Source organism: Limnohabitans sp. TEGF003, from assembly GCF_055395455.1.
Genome location: NZ_AP029225.1, coordinates 1,925,704 through 1,944,387, shown reverse-complemented (window position 1 = coordinate 1,944,387; position 18,684 = coordinate 1,925,704). Strand labels below are relative to the sequence as shown.

The window sequence follows — 18,684 nt, the reverse complement described above, 5'->3', positions numbered from 1 at the left end:
CCTCGGCCGCTTGGCCATCAGTGGTCTCCGCCGGGCAGCAGCGCTTGTGCGTCGGCCTCGGGCAAGGCATCGACCTGGCGCAAGGCCCGGTTCATCACGTTGCTGCGGGTCTGGGCCTGGTCCAGCGTGTTGAGCACGGTTTGCGTCTGGTTGCGCACCTTGTCCAGCACGTCGCCAAACTTGCCAAACTCGGTCTTGACCGCGCCCAGCACCTGCCAGACTTCGCTGGAGCGCTTTTCCAGCGCCAGGGTTCTGAAGCCCATTTGCAAGGCGTTGAGCATGGCCATCAGGTTGGTCGGGCCTGCCAGCGTGACGCGGTGGTCGCGCTGCAGGGTTTCCATCAAACCCGGGCGGCGCAAGACCTCGGCGTACAGCCCTTCGGTGGGCAGGAACATGACCGCAAAGTCGGTGGTGTGCGGGGGCTCCAGGTACTTGTCGGCGATCGATTTGGCTTCGAGCTTGATGCGTGTCTCGAGCGCCTTGGCGCACAACTCGGCTTGCACCGGGTCGGCCCGGCCTTGCGCTTCGAGCAAGCGCTCATAGTCTTCGTTGGGGAACTTCGCATCGATCGGCAGCCAGACGGGCTGGCCATTGTCGGATCGGCCGGGCAGGCGAATCGCAAAATCCACCCGGTTCTTGTCGCCGGGTCGGGTGGCCACCTGCACCGCGTACTGCTCGGGGGTCAGCACCTGCTCCAGCAAGGACGCGAGCTGCGCTTCGCCAAACATGCCACGGGTTTTGACGTTGGTCAGCAGGTGCTTCAAGTCGCCCACGCCTTGCGCCAGGTTGTGCATTTCGCCCAAGCCCTTGTGCACCTGCTCCAGCCGCTCGGCCACTTGCTTGAAGCTCTCGCCCAGGCGGGCTTGCAGGGTGGCTTGCAGTTTTTCGTCCACGGTCTGGCGCATTTCGTCCAGTTTGGCGGCATTGCTTTGCTGCAGCTGGGCCAGTTGGGTTTCCATGGTGCTGCGCATCTCCGTCAGGCGTCGGGCATTGGCTTCCGACAGCGAATTGACCTGTTGGGCCAGGCTGTCGGTCAGGCTTTTTTGCAGCAAAGCCAGTTGCTGGGCCAGTGCATCGATCTGCTGGTTTTGGGTGCGGGTGGCTTCTGCGCTTTGCTGCAGCAGCGATTGCTGGAACAAGGTGAGGGTCTGCATGGCCTCTTGGCGGCCTTGCACGCCCGACTGGCTGATCTCGGTGCGCAGCTCACGTTCCAGCCGCTCGGTCTGGGCCAGCACAGCAGCAAACTGCTGTTGCTGCCAAGCGGTTTGCTCGGCAGCACGCAGATCCTGAGCGTTTTGCGCACTCTGCGCATCAGGGGCGGCTGTGGAGCGACGCCACAGCCCCAGCAGCAGCAACACATTCAGCCCGCCCAGGGCCAGCAGCACCCATTCACTCATGCAGCGGCGCCTGGCATGGTGTTCAAGGGGGTCAAGGCCTGGCCACGGGTCAGGTAGGCCACCAGGTTGTCGGCGGCCAGCTGGGCCATGGCCTTGCGGGTCTTGATGGTGGCGCTGGCGATGTGGGGGGTCAGGACCACATTGGGGACTTTCAGCAAGTCGGGGTGCACAGAGGGCTCACCCTCGAACACATCGATGCCTGCGGCGGCGATTTGCCGCGCCGCCAAGGCCTTGGCCAGGGCCGCATCGTCCACGATGCCACCACGGGCAATGTTCACCAGCGTGGCGGTGGGTTTCATCTGCGCCAGCTCGGCCACGCCAATGGTGTGGTGCGACTCGGCGCTGTAAGGCACGACCAGCATCACATGGTCAGCGGTCTGCAGCAGTTCTTGCTTGGACACATAAGTGGCCTTGCACTCGGCTTCGAGCTCGGCGCTCAGGCGGCTGCGGTTGTGATAGACGACCTTCATGCCAAAGCCATGCGCCGCACGGCGGGCAATGCCCTGGCCGATACGCCCCATGCCGATGATGCCCAGGGTCGAGCCATGCACCTCGGCCCCGGCAAACATGTCGTAGCTCCACTTCTTCCACAAGCCAGCTCGCAGGTAATGCTCGCTCTCCGTCACGCGCCGGGCCGTGGCCATCAAGAGCGCAAAGCCAAAGTCGGCCGTGGTCTCGGTCAGCACATCGGGGGTGTTGGTGGCGACCACGCCCGCAGCGGTCATGGCGGGCACGTCGAAGTTGTTGTAGCCCACGGCCATGTTGGCCACGATGCGCAGTTGCGGGTTGGCCTGCAAGAGCGCCGCGTCGATGCGCTCGCTGCCTGTGGTCAAAGCCCCCGCTTTGCCCTGCATGCGGCGGGTGAGCTCGGCGGCAGACCAGACCTCGTCGGCCTGGTTGCTCTCGACTTCAAACACCTGCGCCAAAGACTGCAGGACCTCGGGGAAGATGGCGCGGGCCACCAGAATGGAAGGTTTGGACATCATTTGAACCAGATGAAACTCATCACGACAAACAGGGGCACCAAAATGCCGCCCGACCAGAGCATGTAACCAAAGAAGCTGGGCATTTTCACGCCACGGTCTTCGGCAATGGCTTTGACCATGAGGTTGGGCGCATTGCCAATGTAGCTGTTGGCCCCCATGAACACGGCACCCGCTGAGATGGCCGCCAAAGTGGGGGCCAGCGTGGTCATCAGGACCTGCGGGTCACCCCCGGCCGTGTTGAAGAACACCAGGTAAGTGGGCGCGTTGTCCAGGAAAGAGCTGAGCAAGCCCGTGATCCAGAAGTACATCATCACGTCTGGGCTGCCGTCGGGCTTGGTCACAGCAGACACCACGGCACCAAAAGGTCCGTTGGTACCCGCCTTGAGCATGGCGATCACGGGGATGATGGTGAGGAAAATGCCGGCAAACAACTTGGCAACCTCTTCCATGGGTCCCCAGCCAAACTGGTTGTCGGCATGGACTTGGGAGGGTGTCCATTTGAGCGACAGCCAGGTGATCAAGACCAAGCCCAGGTCACGCAAGACGCCCGGCAAACCCACTTCGGTGCCCGCGATGTTGAATGACACGGGCGATTTCCAGACGCCGCTCATCAGCACCAGAGCGACCACGCCGCCGAGCAAGGCAAAGTTGATGCGGCCATCAAAGCCGATCTGGCGGGAGTCGGGGGTCGGGTCGACCGGCAACAGCTCTTCACGGCGGTGGTAGAACCAGGAGTCCAGCGCGTAAAAGATCACCAGCAATGAGCCGATCAGGAACAGGCTCTCCGGGAAAATGTGCTTCAGGGTCCAAAAGAAATCCACGCCCTTGAGGAAGCCCAGGAACAAGGGCGGATCGCCCAGCGGGGTCAGCGAGCCGCCCGCGTTCGACACAATGAAGATGAAAAAGACCACCACATGCGCCACGTGCTTGCGGTTGTCGTTGGCCCGGATCAAGGGGCGAATGAGCAGCATCGATGCCCCGGTGGTGCCCATGAAACTGGCCAACACGGCACCGATGGCCAAGATGGCCGTGTTCAGCCCCGGGCTGCCATGCAGGTTGCCCCGGATGAAAATGCCCCCCGAGACGGTGAACAAGGCGGTGAGCAAGATGATGAAGGGGATGTATTCGGCCAGCAGCGCGTGCACCAGGTTCACACCTGCCACGCCCGCACCGAACACCGCCGCAAAAGGCAACAAGAAAGTCAGCGACCAGGCGGCCGCCACTTTGCCGTAATGGTGGTGCCAGAAGTGGGGGGTCAGCAAAGGCATCAAAGCGATCGACAGCAAAATGCCGGCAAAAGGAACACCCCAAATCGCAGTCAGCTGCGCACCATCGAAGTCGGCCGCTGCAGCCCAGCCTGGCCAGGCCATCAGCCCGAACAAGCCTGCCTGTATGCCCCTTCGCAATGACGATTGCTTCATCTTTCAGCCCTCTTGGTTTTTTTGTGGATGCGTATGGTAACGGCCCCGGGCATCGGCATCAGGCCGAAGGTGTAATGTCGAAGACTTGCCGCAAATAGGCCAAGTACTTCTCGTCATCGCACATGCCCTTGCCCGGCGAGTCCGACAGCTTGGCCACAGGCTGGCCGTTGCAGCGCGTCATCTTGATGACGATCTGCAGGGGCTCGTAACCCAGGTCATTGGTCAGGTTGGTGCCCACCCCAAAAGCCAGCTGGCAGCGCCCGCGGAACTGCTCGAACAGCTCGATGGTGCGCGGAATGGTCAGGCTGTCGCTGTAAATCAACGTCTTGGTTTTGGGGTCCACCCGGTTTTGCTGGTAGTGCGCGATCATGCGCTCCCCCCAGCTGAACGGGTCGCCACTGTCGTGGCGGGCGCCGTCAAACAGCTTGCAAAAATACATGTCAAAGTCGCGCAGGAAGGCGTTGAAACCGTACACATCGCTCAGGGCAATGCCCAGGTCACCGCGGTATTCCTTGGCCCAGGATTCGAAAGCAAAGACCTGGCTGTCGCGCAAGCGAGGGCCCAGAGCCTGCGCCGCCTGCAAATACTCATGCGCCATGGTGCCCAGCGGGGTCAAGCCCAGCAGGTGGGCGTAATACACGTTGCTGGTGCCGGCAAACTGCCCTTCAGGCCCCGTGCCCAAACGGGCCGAGAGCACGCGCAAGACCTCTTCGTGCCAGGCCCGAGAAAAGCGGCGACGGGTGCCGTAATCCGCTATCTTGAGGGTTTCCAGGCCAGGGGCCTGCAGTTGGGCGATCTTGGTGTCCAGACGGCGACGACCTTCCATCAGGTCGGGCACTTTTTGGGTGTTGCGGAAATACACCTCATTGACGATGGCCAGCACCGGAATCTCGAACAAGATGGTGTGCAGCCAAGGGCCCTGGATGGTGATGTCGATCTCGCCAGAAGGCAGCGCCGTGACCTGGATGTATTTTTCATTCAGCTTGAACAGCCCCAAAAAATCCACAAAATCGCTCTTGATGAAACGCAGCGAGCGCAGGTACTGCAGCTCCGACTCCTTAAAGGTCAGGCTGCACAAGGAGCGGATTTCCTGCCGGATTTCATTGACAAACGGGGCCAGCGCCACGCCGGGATTGCGGCACTTGAACTTGTATTCGACCTGTGCACCCGGGAACTGGTGCAGCACGACCTGCATCATGGTGAATTTGTACAGGTCGGTGTCAAGCAGGCTGGTGATGATCATGGTGTGTTGTCTCTGGCGGCTGGGGCCGCTCGTCGTTGTCAGGCAGTGTAAGGGATGGCCAGCTAGCGCATCCTGATGCGGCTGCGCGCAGCTGGGGGCTCTGCGGGCATCAGGCCGCCCCGTCCATGCGCCCACTGGTCAGCACCAGCACCCGCTGCGCGTGCCGGGCCAGGATGTTGTTTTGCTCGGCCACCAGCATGGCCACGCCTTCGCGGGCCAGTTGCAGCAAGGCGTCGCGCATGGCCGCCACCAGCACCGGGGCAATGCCTTCGCAAGGCTCGTCCAGCAGCAAAAGGCGCGGGCCCGTCATCAGGGTGCGGGCCAGCGCCAGCATTTGCTGCTCACCCCCACTCATTTGGCTGGCCGGACGCTGCAGCATGGTGTGCAGTTGTGGAAACAAGGCCATCACACGGTCAAAACGCTGCGCGGGCGTGGCCTGAGCGCTGGAACCCGAGCTTGCGGCGATCCACAGGTTTTCCTTCACCGACAAAGCCGTGAACAAACGCCGGTCTTCGGCGACAAAACCCAGACCCGCCTGGGCGCGGCGGTGCGCGGGCCAGGTTTGGATGGGCTGGTTTTGCCAGGTGATGCGAGCTTGCGCCCGGGGGCCGATGCCGATCAGGCTTTGCAGCAGGGTGGATTTGCCCGCGCCGTTCAGGCCCTGAATCACGACCAGCTCGCCCTCGCCCACCGACAGGCTCACGTCAAACAAGGCCTGGGCTTGGCCATACCAGGCGTTCAGACCCTCAACGGTGAGCATCGCGCAAACCTTTCATGTCGAAGTCGAGCCCCAGGTAGCGCTCGCGCACCTGCGGGTCTTGCGCCACCGCTTCGGGCAGGCCGTCGGCCACCAGGCGGCCTTGCATCAGCACCAGCACCCGATCGGCCACGCCAAACACGGCGTCCATGTTGTGTTCGGTGTAGAGCACCGTCACGCCTTGAGCGGCCACCTGGCGCACCAGCGCCATCATGTCAGCCCGCTCGGCAAGAGCCAGCCCGGCAGCGGGCTCGTCCAGAAGCAGCAATGACGGGGCTGAGTGTGCACCTTGGTCTGCCCCGGAGCCAGGCACCGCGTCGGGCAAGCCCGCCAGTGCCATGGCCAGCTCCAGGCGTTTTTTCGCGCCATAAGGCAAATCGGCCACGGTGGTGTGGGCCTGGGCTTGCAAACCCGCTTGCGCGGCCAGGCGCAGCGCCCGCTCGGGTTGGCGGCGATCCAGCCGGTCCCACCAGGCAAGCGGCTGGGCGCTGCGCAGCACCAGCTGGATGTTTTGCAGCACCGTGAGCGCCTCAAAGGTTTGCGCCACCTGGAAGGTGCGGGCCACACCCAGGCGCTGGCGCTCGGCGGGCGGCTTGCCCAACAGCGACTGGCCTTGCCACAGCACCTCACCCGCCGTGGGCACCTGCTGACCCGCCAGACAGGCAAAACAGGTCGACTTGCCCGCGCCGTTGGGGCCAATCAGGGCCACGCACTGGCCTGCGGCCACAGAGAAGTCCACACCGTCCAACGCCCGCACGCCGCCAAAGTGCTTGGCCAAACCGCGCACCTGTAAAACTGTATTAAGGCTCATGCGCGGCTCCCCTTTGGAGAAGCAAAGCGGGCCAACAGCATCTGCAGCCCACCCAGCACGCCACTGGGGGCCAGCACCATCACGAGCATGATGACCAAGCCCAAAACACCGCGCCAATAGTCCAGACCCTGCCCCAGCTCGGCCCCGCCCCAGACCAAGAGTGCACTGCCCACGGCCGAGCCCCAGAGCTGGTGCACCCCGCCCAGCAAAATTACCAGCAAAGCGTCCACCGACATGGCGACGGAGGCCACCGACGGAAACACCGCCCCTTTGAACGCCGCCCACAAGCCCCCGGCCAGGCCCGCCAAAGTGGCGCTGCCCACGAACACCTGGTAACGGAAGGCCTGCACCGGCAAACCGCTGGCCGCTGCCCGCAGGGGCGCGTCGCGCAGAGCCTGCAAAGCCGCGCCCCGGCTGGAGCGGGCCACACGCGCCATGCCCGCCAAAACCAACAGCATGAAAATACCCAGCGCCGCGTCCCACAGCGCACGCGACTCGGGGGCAATCAAACGCAGGCCGATCAGGCCGTTGTCGCCCCCTGTCAGATCCACCCATTGCGTGGCCCCCGCCCAAATCATTTGTGCCAGCGCCAGCGACAGCATGGCCAGGTACACCCCGCTGCTGCGCACCACCATAGCGCCAAAGGCCACCGCCACGGCCAGCGCCAGCGCCATGCCTGCGGCCAAAGCCGCAGGCAAACCCGCGCCCCAGTGCAGGTGCGAGAGCGCTGCGCCATAAGCACCCAGCGCAAAAAACGCCGCATGGCCAAAGCTGACCAAGCCACCCAGCGCCATCATCCACTGCAGGCTCAGGCCAAACAGCATCATCACCATCACGTCTTCGGCCAGGCTGCGGCCGTAATCGCCCTGCCCCCAGGCCAGCAGCGTCAAGCCCACAAAGACCGCCACCAACAGCGCCCGTCCCCAGGCTGCCACAGGCCAGAGCGCAAACACCGGCACGCTTTCGCGTTGCTCGGCATGGGCGGCCGACCCGGCCAGGCCCTGCGGCCGCCAAACCAGCACCACCGCCATGGTCAAAAACACCAGCACCAAGGTCGCTTGCGGGAAAAAGCTCAGGCCCAAGGCGTGGATCACGCCGATCAGCAGCGCCGCCACAAAAGCCCCGCCAATGCTGCCGAGGCCGCCCGTGACCACGACCACAAAGGTCTCGACCACCACGTTCACGTCCATTTGCAAATGTGCGGGCTCGCGCGGCAGCTGCAGCGCCCCGGCCAAGCCCGCCAAGCCGCAGCCCAGCATCACCACGCCCAACATGAGCGGCGCGGGGTTCACGCCCAGCGCGGCGAGCATCTCGCGGTCTTGTGTGGCCGCCTTCACGCGCTGCCCCCACAGGGTGCGCGTGAGCAAAAGGTGAAGGCCCAGCCAGACCAGCGGCCCCAGCACCAGGGTGAACAGTTGCCAGGTCGGGAAATACGACTCGCCCAGCTGGACCGCGCCCTTGAGGCCCGGAAAGCGCGGCGCGAACACCTCTTCAGGGCCAAAGAACCAGCGCATCGCGTCGTGCAACGCCAGGGTCAGGCCGAAGGTGGCCACCAGTTGGTACAGCTGCGGCGCGTGGCGCATGCGCTTGAGCAGCGTGACTTCGGTCACGGCCCCGAGCAAGGCGGCCACACACGCGCCCATCAAGATCACCGCGCCATAGCCCCAGGCGCTGTCCGCCATGTCGGGCCACCAGTTCGTCACCGCATGCGCCGACCACAAAGCGCCCAGCATGAAGAAGCTGCCATGCGCAAAGTTGACGATCCGGGTCACGCCAAAAATCAGCGTCAACCCGGAGGCCATCAAGAACAAGGTGGTGGCGTGGCTCAGGCCATTGAGCAGTTGCAGCGCCAGTGCGTCGAATCCCAAACCAGACCCTTGTCTTTATAGAAGCGTCAGTCCACCCAGTGGGTGAAGTCTTGGGCGGGCACGCGGGTGGTCTGGAAGGTGTTGACCAGCGCCGACTCGTCGGCATAGCCCAGCGCCATGCCGCAGACCACCATCTCGTTCTCGCCCGCGCCCACATGGGGCAGGATGATTTTGGAAAAGCCGTTCCACGCCGCCTGAGGGCAAGTGTGCAGGCCACGGGAGCGGGCGGCGACCATGATGCTTTGCAAGAACATGCCGTAGTCCAGCAAGCTGCCCCGGCCCATCACCTTGTCGATGGTGAAAATCAGGCCCACAGGCGCGTCGAAGAAGCGGAAGTTCTGCTGGTGCTGCTGGTGCATGCGCGCCTTGTCGCCCTTGCCAATGCCCAGCACGCCGTACAGGCCAAAACCGCACTCGCGGCGGCGGTCGATGTAGGGGCTGACCCATTTTTCGGGGTAATAGTCGTAGGCCTCGGCGTAATCAGAGGCCAATGCCGGGTTGGCGCTGATGGCGTCGTGCGCCGCGCAGGTCTTGGCCACCAGCTCGTCGCGCTTGGCGCCTTGCAGCACATAGACCTTCCAGGGCTGGGTGTTGGTGCCGCTGGGGGCGCGGGCGGCAATGCTGAGCACCTCTTTCAAGATGCCGCGGTCGACGGCTTTGGGCAAGTAAGCGCGGGCTGAAAAGCGGCTCAGGATGGCGGCGTCCACGCTCGCCGGGTCATTCACGCGGGTGCTGACCTGCGGGCCGATGGGGGAAATGCTCATGTCAAAGTCTCCAGAAAATTTTTGAGTGCGGCAGGCAGGGGCACCGGGCGGCGGGTCTCGCGGTCCACGTACACATGCACAAAGTGGCCCCGGGCGGCGGTGAGGTCTTCGCCCTGCGCGAACAGGCCCACCTCGTAGCGCACGCTGGACGTGCCCAGCTTGGCTACGCGAATGCCCGCGTCGATGGTTTGAGGGAACGCCAAGGGCGCAAAGTAAAAACACTGGGTTTCCACCACCAGGCCGATGGTCGAGCCCGCGTGGATGTCCAGCACGCCTTGCTCGATCAGGGTGGCGTTCACCGCGGTGTCGAACCAGCTGTAATAGACCACGTTGTTCACATGGCCGTAGACGTCGTTGTCCATCCAGCGGGTGCTGATGGCGCGAAACGCTTTGTAGCTGCTGCGGGCGTCGGCTTGGGGTTTGGCAGGCGTGTTCATCGCCCGAGATTGTGCCAGCGTTGCCAGTAGCCCAAAGCGACATCCCAGGTCTGCATTTGCACCTGCACCGTGGTCTCGATGTCGTGGCCGTAGCCCCCGCCCATGCACAGCACCACCGGCAGCCTGCGCTGCCAGGCCCAGTCCATCACCACCCGGTCTCGCGCCTGCATGCCGTCGGCAGTCAATTTCAGCCGCCCCAACCGGTCACCCTCGTGCGGGTCGGCCCCGGCCAGGTAAATCACCAATTGCGGATCAAAGCGGTCCTGCAGGGTCTGCAGCGCCTGGTGCAGCGCGGCCAGATACGGCTCGTCGGTGCAGCCGTTCGGTAGGCCGACGTCCAGATCGCTCGGCTCCTTGCGGAAGGGGAAGTTCTTTTCGCCGTGCAGCGACAGGGTGAACACGCTCGGGTCGCCCGCAAAAATATGCGCCGTGCCATTGCCCTGGTGCACGTCCAGATCGATCACCGCCACCTTCATCTTTTGGCGGTGGTGCCGCCAGGCCTCGGCCTGCATCAGGCGGGCCGTCACGGCAATGTCGTTGAACACACAAAAGCCCCCGCCCTTGTGCGCATAGGCGTGGTGCGTGCCGCCCGCCAGATTGCCCGCCACGCCCTGGGCCAGCGCATCCCGCGCTGCAGCCACCGTGGCCCCGACCGAGCGGCGCGCCCGCTCGGCCATGGCCGGACTCCAGGGGAAACCGATCTCGCGCTGCAAGGCCGCCTCGAGGCTGCCCGTGGCCACGCCCTGGATGTAGGTGGGTGTGTGGACCAGCGCCAGCTCGCCGTCGCTCGCGGCCGGGGCTTCGCGCATGACCACGCCGGGCAGCTCTTGCGTCAGGCGGTCGCGCAGGCGGCTGTATTTGCGCATGGGAAAGCGGTGGCCTTCGGGCAAAGGCAGGACAAAGTGGTCGGCGTAGTAGGCGTGCATGCTGGGGTCTGGTGGGGCCTTGATTCTAGAAAACCCTCTCTAAACTGAGCCGCGAGCAGGTCCATCCCCTTGCAATACCCCGTGGAAACCCTAAAATTCAAACCATGCTGCACTGCAACATAGTTGTACGGCCCCGGCCAGTTACGGCGCAGTCTTCCTGAAACCACATTTATCTTTTGATCTGGAGATCCTCATGATGACCGCTGAACAAATCGTCGCCTCGCACAAAGCCAACCTGGAAACCCTGTTTGGCCTGACCGCCAAAGCCTTCGAAGGCGTGGAAAAAATGGTCGAACTGAACCTGAGCGTGGCCAAGGCTGCCCTGGACGAGTCCGCCAACAACACCCAAGCCGCCCTGAGCGTGAAAGACGCCCAGGAACTGTTGGCCATGCAAGCCAACCTGTTCCAGCCTTTGGCTGAAAAAACCGCCGCTTACAGCCGCCACCTGTACGACATCGCCTCGGGCACCAACAGCGAGTTCACCAAGGCTTTCGAAGCCCAGGCCGCTGCCGCACAAAAGCAGTTCGCCAGCTTGGTGGACAGCGCCGCCCAAAACGCCCCAGCTGGCTCCGAGCAAGCTGTGGCCATGATGAAGGGTGCCGTGACTGCCGCCAACACCGCTTTTGAGTCGGTGCAAAAAGCCGTCAAGCAAGCCACCGATCTGGCCGAGTCCAACCTGGCCGCCGTGACACAAACTGCTGCCCCCAAGGCTGGCAAGAAGAAGTGATTTTTCAACGCGGACAGGTTTTGCAAAGGCCTGTTCGCTGCAAGTTGTCTCCTCGGATCTCTTTGAATTTCGTCTGGGAAACAGGGATCCCTTCCAGGGCTGATCGCAAGATCAGCCCTTTTTTTATCCTTCAGCGTCCGTGGGTAGCCGCCTTCGCGGGTGTGACGAACAGCTGTCGCAGTTCCATGCCCTCATCGCCCCTCTTCAAACTGAGCCAAACGCACTTTCAGAGCAGGCAACGCAGCCCGCATGGCAGCTCGGCCCGCTTCAATGGCCCGCTGGCGTGCCCCGAAATCGGCACTTTTGACCCCTGACAAAGCCGGACGCACCACCCAATCGGCCTCTTTGAGCGCCAGGGTGTTGATGCTTTTGCCCATGATGGCGAAGGTTTGCATCAGGATCTGGAAAGTGTCGCCATAAGGGTTGCCCTCCGGGTCGCTCGAGATGTCCACCGCGATCACAAAGTTGGCCCCCATCTCACGGGTCTGACGCACAGGCACGGGGGCCACCAGACCGCCATCGACATATTCCCGCTCACCCACGCGCACGGGCTGGAACACCGCAGGCACTGCGCTTGACGCCCGCACAGCGGCCCCGGTATTGCCCCTTCGGAACGTGATCGCCTGCCCGCTGCTCAAGTCGGTGGCCACGATGCCCAGCGGAATCTTCATCTGCTCCAGCGTTTTGCCGCCCACCTGGGTGTTCACATACTTGGCCAAGGCCTCTCCGCGCAAGGCCCCCCGGTTCAGAATCGGCAGCATCCAGTCGGTGATCTCGGCTTCCTGCATGGATTCGGCCACACGCACCAACTCCTGCGGGCTTTTACCGCTGGCATACAAGGAGGCCACCAAGCTGCCTGCCGACGTGCCCACCACATGGCTGGGCCTGAGACCCGCCTCCTCCAGCACCTGGATCACGCCCACATGGGCAAACCCCCTGGCTGCACCACCGCCCAAGGCCAGTCCGAGACGCAACTCGCGGCGCTCAGCCGCAGGCAGGACGCCAGGCTCAGCTGGCGGCGTTGTTTCCAAACTGGTGCATGCACCGAGCAACAGCCCTGCTGCCAAGAGTCCCAGCCCACAGGCGGCCCGCTTGACCAAGGGCCAAGCCTGGTTGTTGGATTTTTGACTGGCCTGCTGGCCAAAACCCTTCAATGAATGCATGTTTTCCTCAAATCTTATTGATAATGATTCGCATTTGGATTAAACTCTGGCCATCAACACACACCCAGCACGACACCACCATGACATTTTCCAAATCCCTTTTGAGCATCGCTTGCCTGATGAGCGCCGCATCGGCCATGGCCCAAGACAAAGTGCTCAACATCTATTCAGCCCGCCACTACCCGACCGATGAAGTCATGTACAGCGACTTCACCAAAGCCACCGGCATCAAAATCAACCGGGTTGATGCGGACGATGCCGGTATTCTCGCTCGCCTCAAGGCAGAAGGCGCCGCCTCGCCTGCCGATGTGATCTTGTTGGTGGACGCCTCGCGCCTGTGGCGCGCTGAAGTCGACGGCTTGTTCCAACCCGTCAAATCCAAACTGCTGGAAGACGCCATCCCCGCCCACTTGCGTGCCAAGCCCGCCGACAACGGCGGCACCGCCTGGTTCGGTCTGTCCACACGGGCACGCGTGATCGTGTACGACAAAGTCAAATTCAGCAAAACCGATGTGGACAGCTACGAAAAACTGGCCGACGCCAAGCTCAAAGGCAGCCTGTGCATCCGCAGCGGCTCGCACCCCTACAACCTGAGCCTGTTCGGCGCCATGACCGAGCACCTGGGTCCGCAAAAAGCCGAAGTCTGGCTCAAAGGGCTGGTGGACAACATGGCGCGCAGCCCCAAGGGCGGTGACACCGACCAGATCAAAGGGGTGGCGTCTGGCGAATGCGGCGTGGCCGTGACCAACACCTATTACCTCGCCCGCCTGATGCGCTCGACCAATCCGGCCGACAAGACCGTGACCGAAAAGATCGGCGTGGTCTTTCCAAACCAAAACAGCTGGGGCACGCACGTCAACGTGGCCGGTGGCGCGGTGGCTAAAAACGCCAAAAACGCTGACAACGCCATCAAGTTCCTGGAATACCTGGCCAGCCCCTCAGCCCAGAACCACTTTGCCAACGGCAACAACGAATGGCCCGTGGCCAAAGGCGTGAGTTTTGACAATCCGGCCCTCAAGGCCATGACCGGCGGCAGCTTCAAGAGTGAACTGATTCCGATCAGCGCCGTCGGCATGAACCAGATCAAGGTCCAGCAAATGCTCGACCGCGTCGGCTTCAAGTAAAGCCCGCCTGCGGCAGGCGCCAGTGCCTGCCGCCCTCCTTTCGTCTCCTCAGCAAGCCATTCGCCCTGCCTCGCGGCATGGGGTGATAGCCAGCCTTTGTCTTCGTTTTGCTGTGAAAGCAACTTTTCAAGGCTATCGCCCCATGAACGCACCCACCACCCCCAACAAATTGTTGCCCCTGGCCGCCATGATGCTGGCCGGCTCACTCGGCACCACTGCGCAGGTCCTCGCGCAGGAAGCACCTGAAAAAACCCTCAAGACCGTGACCGTTCGAGACACGCAGGAATCGGCCACTGCCGCCAAAGACAAGCTGCTGGTGACAAGAACCGGCATTGCCAAAGGCAATCAGGCACTCAAGGACATCCCGCAGACCGTGACGGTGATGACCGAAAAACTCATGGACGAGCGCAATCTGGACGATTTCCGGGAAGTTCTCAAGACCACTGCAGGCGTCACTTTCATGGCGGGCGAGACCGGAGAAGAAGATGTGCGCATGCGCGGTTTCTCGCTCGGCCAGGCTGGAGACATCTACGTCGATGGCCTGCGCGATGCCCCCCTGATCGAGCGCGACACCTTCAACCTCGACCGGGTTGAAGTGCTCAAGGGCTCGGCCTCCATGCTGTTTGGCAAAGGCTCCACCGGTGGCGTGGTCAACCAGGTCAACAAACAGCCCTTCCTGATGGACCAAAACGAAATCAATGTCATGGCAGGCAGCGGCCACACGCGCCGCATCACCGGTGACTTCAACCGGCAGACGGGCGAGAGTTCGGCCGTGCGCCTGAACGTCATGGACCACCAGGCCGACAACTGGGGCGCCAAAGTGGACAAGAAAGGCGTGGCCGGCACCTACCGCTGGGGCGTTGGCGAGCGCGACGAATATGCGCTGGGCCTGTATCACCTCGAAACGAAGGGCCGCCCGCTTTACAACCACCCCTGGCTGATCAACACCGGCAGCGCCATCACCAGCGCGAGCGGCTCGATCGGTACCCTGGTGCCCACACTGCCCGCCAAAAACTACTACGGGCTGGTCAGCGACCACCTGCGCACCGAGAGCAGCTACGGCACCTTCAGCCACAAGCGCCGCTTCGACCAGGACAGCGAACTCAAGACCACTGTTCGCCACGGCCATGACGAGCGCGACCTGCTGGCCAGCGCCATCCGATTCACCAACATCACCACCTTGTCCACGCTCGGCAACAGCACCGCGCTGACCCGCTCGCCCAAAGCCCGCCGCGCCGAAAGCGATCTGACACAAATCCAGAGCGACTACACCACCAGCTTTGAAGCCCTTGGCCACAGGCACAGCCTGATCGCCGGCGTGGACTACAGCGATGAAAAAGCCCTGCGTAACAACAGCGCTGTTGCAGGTCTGCCCAGCTACACATTGCTGGGCACCACGGTCGGCATCCCCAACAATGGCCAATCGATCACTGACACCCGCGCGGTGGCTCTGAACCACTTCAGGGCTCGAAACATTGGCCTTTATGCCCAGGACACCCTGAGCCTCACAAGCGCGATCAAAGTCATCGTCGGGCTGCGCATGGACCGGTTTTCGGCGCAATACACCGACACCAGCGGCAACCGCAACGAGCGCAATGACACACTTTGGAGCCCACGGATCGGTGCCATCTGGCAGCCCGCAGACGACGCAACTTACTACGTCTCTTATGGCACCTCTTACAACACCTCGGGAGACACCTACCAGTTCGCCCTGGGCAGCTTTGCGGCAGGCAGCCACAATGCCCGCACCGCCAACACCTCACCTGAGAAAAGCCGCAACATCGAGATCGGCAGCAAATTCGAACTGTTCGAAAAGAAAACGCTGCTCGGCATCGCCTTCTTTCACTCCCAAAAATTCAACGAGCGCAACACCGACCCCGACAGCGCAGCCAGCCAGATGTTGCTGTCCGGCCAGCGCCACGCCAGCGGTATGGAGTTCAACTTCGCAGGTCGCATCACACCTGCGTGGGAAGTGTTCTTCAACCACACCTGGATTCCAAGGGCCCGCATCGACGTGAGCAACCAGACCCTGAGCGCCAACGGCACCGGTGCCCAGGTGCAAGGCGACCGCTCCGCCCTCACGCCCAAACACAGTGCCAGCCTTTGGACCACCTGGCGCCTGCATCCGCAGTGGCGCATGGGCGCTGGCCTGAACCACCGCAGCGAACAAAACCCCGAGGGCGCGCGCCATGTCACGGCACCGGCCTTCACCACCGTAGACGCCATGGCCGAATACACCCTGAGCGACGCCACCCTGCTCAAGCTCAACATCACCAACTTGGGCAACCAACTCTACGCCGACAGCCTGTACCGCGGCTTTTACATGCCGGGTGCGTCACGCCGCGTGGAACTGAGCCTGAAAACCCTGTTCTGAGGACAACACGGATGCTGCTGCAACTGAAACAATTGCTGACGCCCGACGAGGTCGCGCAGGCCCGCCAGCTGCTGGGCCGCGACGCCCCCTGGCTCGATGGCCGCGTCAGTGCGGGCAGCCAGGCCCGCACCCGCAAATCCAACCAGCAACTCGCCCAGGACAGCGCGGTGTCACGCCAGTTGCAGGCGCTCGTGCGCCAGGCCCTGCAACGCGAACCGCTGTTCCTGTCGGCCGCCCTGCCCCGGCGCATCTACAACCCGCTGTTCAACCGCTACGGCGGCGACACCAATGCCTTCGGTCCGCATGTGGATGGCGCCGTGATGCACTCGGCCAGCACTGGCGAATGGGTGCGCAGCGACATCTCCTGCACCCTGTTCCTGAGCGAGCCGCAAGACTACGACGGCGGCGAGCTGTGCGTACAGGACAGCTGGGGCAGCCGGGGCATCAAGCTGGCCGCAGGCGACGCGGTGCTCTACCCCGGCACCAGCGTGCACGAAGTCACGCCGGTCACCCGCGGCGTGCGACTGGCCTCGTTCTTCTGGATTGAAAGCATGGTGCGCAGCGACGAGCAACGCCGCCTGCTGTTCGACCTGGACATGAACCTGCTCAAACTGCGCGCCCAGCTGGGCGAAACCACCGAGACCATTGCGCTGACCGGCGTCTACCACAACCTCCTGCGCCAATGGGCCAGCACATGAAACCTGTCCTGCGCACCAGTGGCGCCGTTTTGCTGGCCCATGCCGGCGTGGTCTGGCTGGTCGTCCACCCGCTGGCCAGCCCCAGCTTGCCGGGCGCCAGCGACCCGGTCATTTTGGCCAGCGTGGTGGCTGAAATTCCCGTGGCCGTTGCACAGCCCGTGCAGACGACACCGACCCGGCCAGCGCAAGCGCTTGCACAGCGCCCTGCCGTGCAGCAGACCGTGACGCCGGAACCCCAAACCGCACCCAGCGAGATCACCCCCGCCAACCATGCTGCCCCCACATCACCCACCGCCGCTGCGACCCCTGTGACCACTGGCAGCGCACGCCCGGCCCCGACCGTCGCCCAGGCCATGGTGCTGCCATCCAGCGACGCCGACTACTTGAACAACCCGCCGCCAGCTTATCCGCGCATGAGCCGCCGCCTGGGCGAACAGGGCACGGTGCTCGTGCGGGTTTTCATCAATGCCGAAGGCCGCGCCGAAAAAGCCGACATCCGAACCACCAGCGGCTACCCGCGGCTGGATGACGCCGCCCTGGAGACGGTGCAACGCTGGCGCTATGTGCCCGGAAAGCGCGCCGGCCAGCCCGAAGCCATGTGGTTCAACGTCCCCATCCGCTTTGTTCTCGACTGACCCCCATTTCAAGGAGTAATTTCATGCCCACCTCTTTCGGCCTGTCCCACATCTGGGCGCAAGGTGACGCCGTCACCCACCTGATCCTGATGGTCCTGATGACCATGTCGGTCATCAGCTGGGTGGTCATCGTGCTCAAGGCGCTGGACGTCTGGCGCCACAAGCAAAGCGCCCTGGGCAGCGAGCAGTTCTGGCACACCACCAGCCTGGCCGAAGGCCTGTCGGTGCTCAGCCAGCGGCCCGGCAACCTGTTCCACACCCTGGCCCAAGTCGGCCAGGAAGCCACCGAACACCATCAAGCCGCACAAAAACAGCTGCACGACCGGCTGGACATCAGCGACTGGGTCACACGCAGCCTGCGCAATGCCATCGACGACAGCACCAGCCGCCTGCAAAACGGCCTGGCCGTTCTGGCCTCGATCGGTTCGACCGCGCCTTTCGTGGGCCTGTTTGGCACCGTCTGGGGCATTTACCACGCGCTGGTGAGCATCAGTGCCAGCGGCAACGTCAGCCTCGACGCCGTGGCCGGCCCGGTGGGCGAGACACTGATCATGACCGCACTGGGTCTGGCCGTCGCCATTCCCGCCGTGCTGGGCTACAACGCCCTGGTGCGCGGCAACAAGTTCATCATCGCCCGCATGAACCGCTTTGCGCACGATCTGCATGCCTACTTTGTGACCGGGGCCCGTGTTCAGCACCACGGAGGTCAGCATGGCCTTTGAAGCCCACGAAGACAGCGATGAGGTCATGAGCGAAATCAACATGACCCCCCTGGTGGACGTGATGCTGGTGCTGCTCATCATCTTCATCATCACCATGCCCGTCATCCAGCACACGGTCAAAGTGGCGCTGCCTCGTGCCAGCAGCAGCCGCGACCAGACCCCAACCGACAAGCTGCAACTGTCGGTGGACGCCCAGGGCCAGTTCTATCTGGACCAGCAGGCCGTGAGCGCCGATGCGCTGCAAGAGCGCCTGCGCGAGCAAGCCGCCCGCGAGCCGCAACCCCAGCTCTACATCCGGGGCGACAAAAACGTGCCCTACGAGCATGTGGCCCAGGCCATGACGGCAGCCCAACGCGCCGGGCTGAGCCGGATCGGTTTTGTCACTGAGGGCCAGCGGCCATGAACGCTACGCCCTCTGTGTCCATCACCCCACCCTGCAAAGAGATGGATGCGCCAAAGCTGCCCCCTGCCGTTGCCCACCAAGGGCTCAAAGTGAAGTCCACCAACCCGCGAACCCTGGACAGCCGCGATGTCCTGGGCGACCAGAACCTGGTGCTCATTGAGCATCTGGGGGCCACTTACCGCCTGCAAAGCACACGGCAGGGCAAGTTGATCCTGACCAAATGAAAAA

General features: G+C 63.2%; 19 protein-coding genes. 8 read left to right on the top strand and 11 right to left on the bottom strand.

The genetic code is table 11. The annotated features are described in order from the left end of the window. Positions 1-17: 17 nt before the first annotated feature. From ACZ5RT_RS09615 to ACZ5RT_RS09570, 10 genes are all read right to left on the bottom strand, one after another. Positions 18-1,397 (bottom strand): DNA recombination protein RmuC, encoded by a 1,380-nt coding sequence (locus ACZ5RT_RS09615; RefSeq protein WP_464452307.1) that lies wholly within the window; start codon positions 1,395-1,397, stop codon positions 18-20. Then, positions 1,394-2,380, bottom strand: coding sequence for a 2-hydroxyacid dehydrogenase (locus tag ACZ5RT_RS09610; RefSeq protein WP_464452306.1), 987 nt, complete (start codon positions 2,378-2,380; stop codon positions 1,394-1,396). The genes ACZ5RT_RS09615 and ACZ5RT_RS09610 overlap by 4 nt, the downstream gene beginning before the upstream one ends. Next, on the bottom strand, positions 2,380-3,804 hold the full coding sequence (locus tag ACZ5RT_RS09605; RefSeq protein ID WP_464452305.1) for a sodium:proton antiporter: 1,425 nt from the start codon (positions 3,802-3,804) through the stop codon (positions 2,380-2,382). Before ACZ5RT_RS09605 ends, ACZ5RT_RS09610 begins: the two co-directional genes overlap by 1 nt. Positions 3,805-3,862: 58 nt before the next feature. Beyond that, positions 3,863-5,047, bottom strand: a complete 1,185-nt coding sequence (gene pncB, locus ACZ5RT_RS09600; RefSeq protein ID WP_291924170.1) for a nicotinate phosphoribosyltransferase — start codon at positions 5,045-5,047, stop codon at positions 3,863-3,865. Positions 5,048-5,156: 109 nt separating this feature from the next. Then, positions 5,157-5,807: an ABC transporter ATP-binding protein gene (locus ACZ5RT_RS09595; protein ID WP_464452304.1), complete on the bottom strand. Its 651-nt coding sequence runs from the start codon at positions 5,805-5,807 to the stop codon at positions 5,157-5,159. Then, on the bottom strand, positions 5,794-6,615 hold the full coding sequence (locus ACZ5RT_RS09590) for an ABC transporter ATP-binding protein (protein WP_464452303.1): 822 nt from the start codon (positions 6,613-6,615) through the stop codon (positions 5,794-5,796). Before ACZ5RT_RS09590 ends, ACZ5RT_RS09595 begins: the two co-directional genes overlap by 14 nt. Then, positions 6,612-8,483 (bottom strand): ABC transporter permease, encoded by a 1,872-nt coding sequence (locus tag ACZ5RT_RS09585; RefSeq protein WP_464452302.1) that lies wholly within the window; start codon positions 8,481-8,483, stop codon positions 6,612-6,614. Before ACZ5RT_RS09585 ends, ACZ5RT_RS09590 begins: the two co-directional genes overlap by 4 nt. Before the next feature lie 26 nt (positions 8,484-8,509). Beyond that, positions 8,510-9,247 (bottom strand): nitroreductase, encoded by a 738-nt coding sequence (locus ACZ5RT_RS09580; protein ID WP_464452301.1) that lies wholly within the window; start codon positions 9,245-9,247, stop codon positions 8,510-8,512. Continuing rightward, positions 9,244-9,684, bottom strand: a complete 441-nt coding sequence (locus tag ACZ5RT_RS09575; protein WP_291923985.1) for an acyl-CoA thioesterase — start codon at positions 9,682-9,684, stop codon at positions 9,244-9,246. Before ACZ5RT_RS09575 ends, ACZ5RT_RS09580 begins: the two co-directional genes overlap by 4 nt. Continuing rightward, positions 9,681-10,610, bottom strand: coding sequence for a histone deacetylase family protein (locus ACZ5RT_RS09570; protein WP_464452300.1), 930 nt, complete (start codon positions 10,608-10,610; stop codon positions 9,681-9,683). The genes ACZ5RT_RS09575 and ACZ5RT_RS09570 overlap by 4 nt, the downstream gene beginning before the upstream one ends. Before the next feature lie 193 nt (positions 10,611-10,803). Here ACZ5RT_RS09570 and ACZ5RT_RS09565 point away from each other — a divergent pair, with 193 nt between their 5' ends. Next, positions 10,804-11,337 (top strand): phasin family protein, encoded by a 534-nt coding sequence (locus ACZ5RT_RS09565; protein WP_108426200.1) that lies wholly within the window; start codon positions 10,804-10,806, stop codon positions 11,335-11,337. Positions 11,338-11,528: 191 nt separating this feature from the next. On the opposite strand, the gene ACZ5RT_RS09560 is transcribed toward ACZ5RT_RS09565, so the two are convergent. Further along, positions 11,529-12,500 carry a patatin-like phospholipase family protein gene (locus ACZ5RT_RS09560; protein ID WP_464452299.1) on the bottom strand — a complete coding sequence of 324 codons (972 nt, stop codon included), beginning with the start codon at positions 12,498-12,500 and terminating at the stop codon, positions 11,529-11,531. Positions 12,501-12,580: 80 nt separating this feature from the next. Here ACZ5RT_RS09560 and ACZ5RT_RS09555 point away from each other — a divergent pair, with 80 nt between their 5' ends. The 7 genes from ACZ5RT_RS09555 to hemP all read left to right on the top strand — a co-directional run bounded on the left by ACZ5RT_RS09555 (position 12,581) and on the right by hemP (position 18,680). Then, positions 12,581-13,624, top strand: a complete 1,044-nt coding sequence (locus tag ACZ5RT_RS09555; RefSeq protein ID WP_464452298.1) for an extracellular solute-binding protein — start codon at positions 12,581-12,583, stop codon at positions 13,622-13,624. A gap of 142 nt (positions 13,625-13,766) precedes the next feature. Next, a complete protein-coding gene (locus ACZ5RT_RS09550) occupies positions 13,767-15,998 on the top strand; it encodes a TonB-dependent receptor (protein WP_464452297.1) in 2,232 nt (743 codons plus the stop codon). Between the two features lie 11 nt (positions 15,999-16,009). Beyond that, on the top strand, positions 16,010-16,696 hold the full coding sequence (locus ACZ5RT_RS09545; RefSeq protein WP_464452296.1) for a Fe2+-dependent dioxygenase: 687 nt from the start codon (positions 16,010-16,012) through the stop codon (positions 16,694-16,696). After that, positions 16,693-17,331: an energy transducer TonB gene (locus ACZ5RT_RS09540; protein WP_464452295.1), complete on the top strand. Its 639-nt coding sequence runs from the start codon at positions 16,693-16,695 to the stop codon at positions 17,329-17,331. The genes ACZ5RT_RS09545 and ACZ5RT_RS09540 overlap by 4 nt, the downstream gene beginning before the upstream one ends. A gap of 23 nt (positions 17,332-17,354) precedes the next feature. Then, positions 17,355-18,053, top strand: coding sequence for a MotA/TolQ/ExbB proton channel family protein (locus ACZ5RT_RS09535; protein ID WP_464452294.1), 699 nt, complete (start codon positions 17,355-17,357; stop codon positions 18,051-18,053). After that, positions 18,043-18,456, top strand: coding sequence for an ExbD/TolR family protein (locus ACZ5RT_RS09530; protein ID WP_464452293.1), 414 nt, complete (start codon positions 18,043-18,045; stop codon positions 18,454-18,456). Before ACZ5RT_RS09535 ends, ACZ5RT_RS09530 begins: the two co-directional genes overlap by 11 nt. Beyond that, entirely contained in the window at positions 18,453-18,680 is a 228-nt protein-coding gene (gene hemP / locus ACZ5RT_RS09525) for a hemin uptake protein HemP (protein ID WP_233249361.1), read from the top strand. The genes ACZ5RT_RS09530 and hemP overlap by 4 nt, the downstream gene beginning before the upstream one ends. The last annotated feature ends 4 nt before the right edge of the window (positions 18,681-18,684 follow it).

What these genes read in the sequence shown, in the direction of transcription:
- ACZ5RT_RS09570 (WP_464452300.1), bottom strand. Translation starts at nt 10,610, where the DNA reads ATGCACGCCTACTACGCCGACCACTTTGTCCTGCCTTTGCCCGAAGGC.
- ACZ5RT_RS09610 (WP_464452306.1), bottom strand. Translation starts at nt 2,380, where the DNA reads ATGTCCAAACCTTCCATTCTGGTGGCCCGCGCCATCTTCCCCGAGGTC.
- pncB (WP_291924170.1), bottom strand. Translation starts at nt 5,047, where the DNA reads ATGATCATCACCAGCCTGCTTGACACCGACCTGTACAAATTCACCATG.
- ACZ5RT_RS09545 (WP_464452296.1), top strand. Translation starts at nt 16,010, where the DNA reads ATGCTGCTGCAACTGAAACAATTGCTGACGCCCGACGAGGTCGCGCAG.
- ACZ5RT_RS09540 (WP_464452295.1), top strand. Translation starts at nt 16,693, where the DNA reads ATGAAACCTGTCCTGCGCACCAGTGGCGCCGTTTTGCTGGCCCATGCC.
- ACZ5RT_RS09595 (WP_464452304.1), bottom strand. Translation starts at nt 5,807, where the DNA reads ATGCTCACCGTTGAGGGTCTGAACGCCTGGTATGGCCAAGCCCAGGCC.
- ACZ5RT_RS09550 (WP_464452297.1), top strand. Translation starts at nt 13,767, where the DNA reads ATGAACGCACCCACCACCCCCAACAAATTGTTGCCCCTGGCCGCCATG.
- ACZ5RT_RS09535 (WP_464452294.1), top strand. Translation starts at nt 17,355, where the DNA reads ATGCCCACCTCTTTCGGCCTGTCCCACATCTGGGCGCAAGGTGACGCC.
- ACZ5RT_RS09590 (WP_464452303.1), bottom strand. Translation starts at nt 6,615, where the DNA reads ATGAGCCTTAATACAGTTTTACAGGTGCGCGGTTTGGCCAAGCACTTT.
- ACZ5RT_RS09575 (WP_291923985.1), bottom strand. Translation starts at nt 9,684, where the DNA reads ATGAACACGCCTGCCAAACCCCAAGCCGACGCCCGCAGCAGCTACAAA.
- ACZ5RT_RS09560 (WP_464452299.1), bottom strand. Translation starts at nt 12,500, where the DNA reads ATGCATTCATTGAAGGGTTTTGGCCAGCAGGCCAGTCAAAAATCCAAC.
- ACZ5RT_RS09555 (WP_464452298.1), top strand. Translation starts at nt 12,581, where the DNA reads ATGACATTTTCCAAATCCCTTTTGAGCATCGCTTGCCTGATGAGCGCC.
- ACZ5RT_RS09615 (WP_464452307.1), bottom strand. Translation starts at nt 1,397, where the DNA reads ATGAGTGAATGGGTGCTGCTGGCCCTGGGCGGGCTGAATGTGTTGCTG.
- ACZ5RT_RS09565 (WP_108426200.1), top strand. Translation starts at nt 10,804, where the DNA reads ATGATGACCGCTGAACAAATCGTCGCCTCGCACAAAGCCAACCTGGAA.
- ACZ5RT_RS09530 (WP_464452293.1), top strand. Translation starts at nt 18,043, where the DNA reads ATGGCCTTTGAAGCCCACGAAGACAGCGATGAGGTCATGAGCGAAATC.
- ACZ5RT_RS09605 (WP_464452305.1), bottom strand. Translation starts at nt 3,804, where the DNA reads ATGAAGCAATCGTCATTGCGAAGGGGCATACAGGCAGGCTTGTTCGGG.
- hemP (WP_233249361.1), top strand. Translation starts at nt 18,453, where the DNA reads ATGAACGCTACGCCCTCTGTGTCCATCACCCCACCCTGCAAAGAGATG.
- ACZ5RT_RS09580 (WP_464452301.1), bottom strand. Translation starts at nt 9,247, where the DNA reads ATGAGCATTTCCCCCATCGGCCCGCAGGTCAGCACCCGCGTGAATGAC.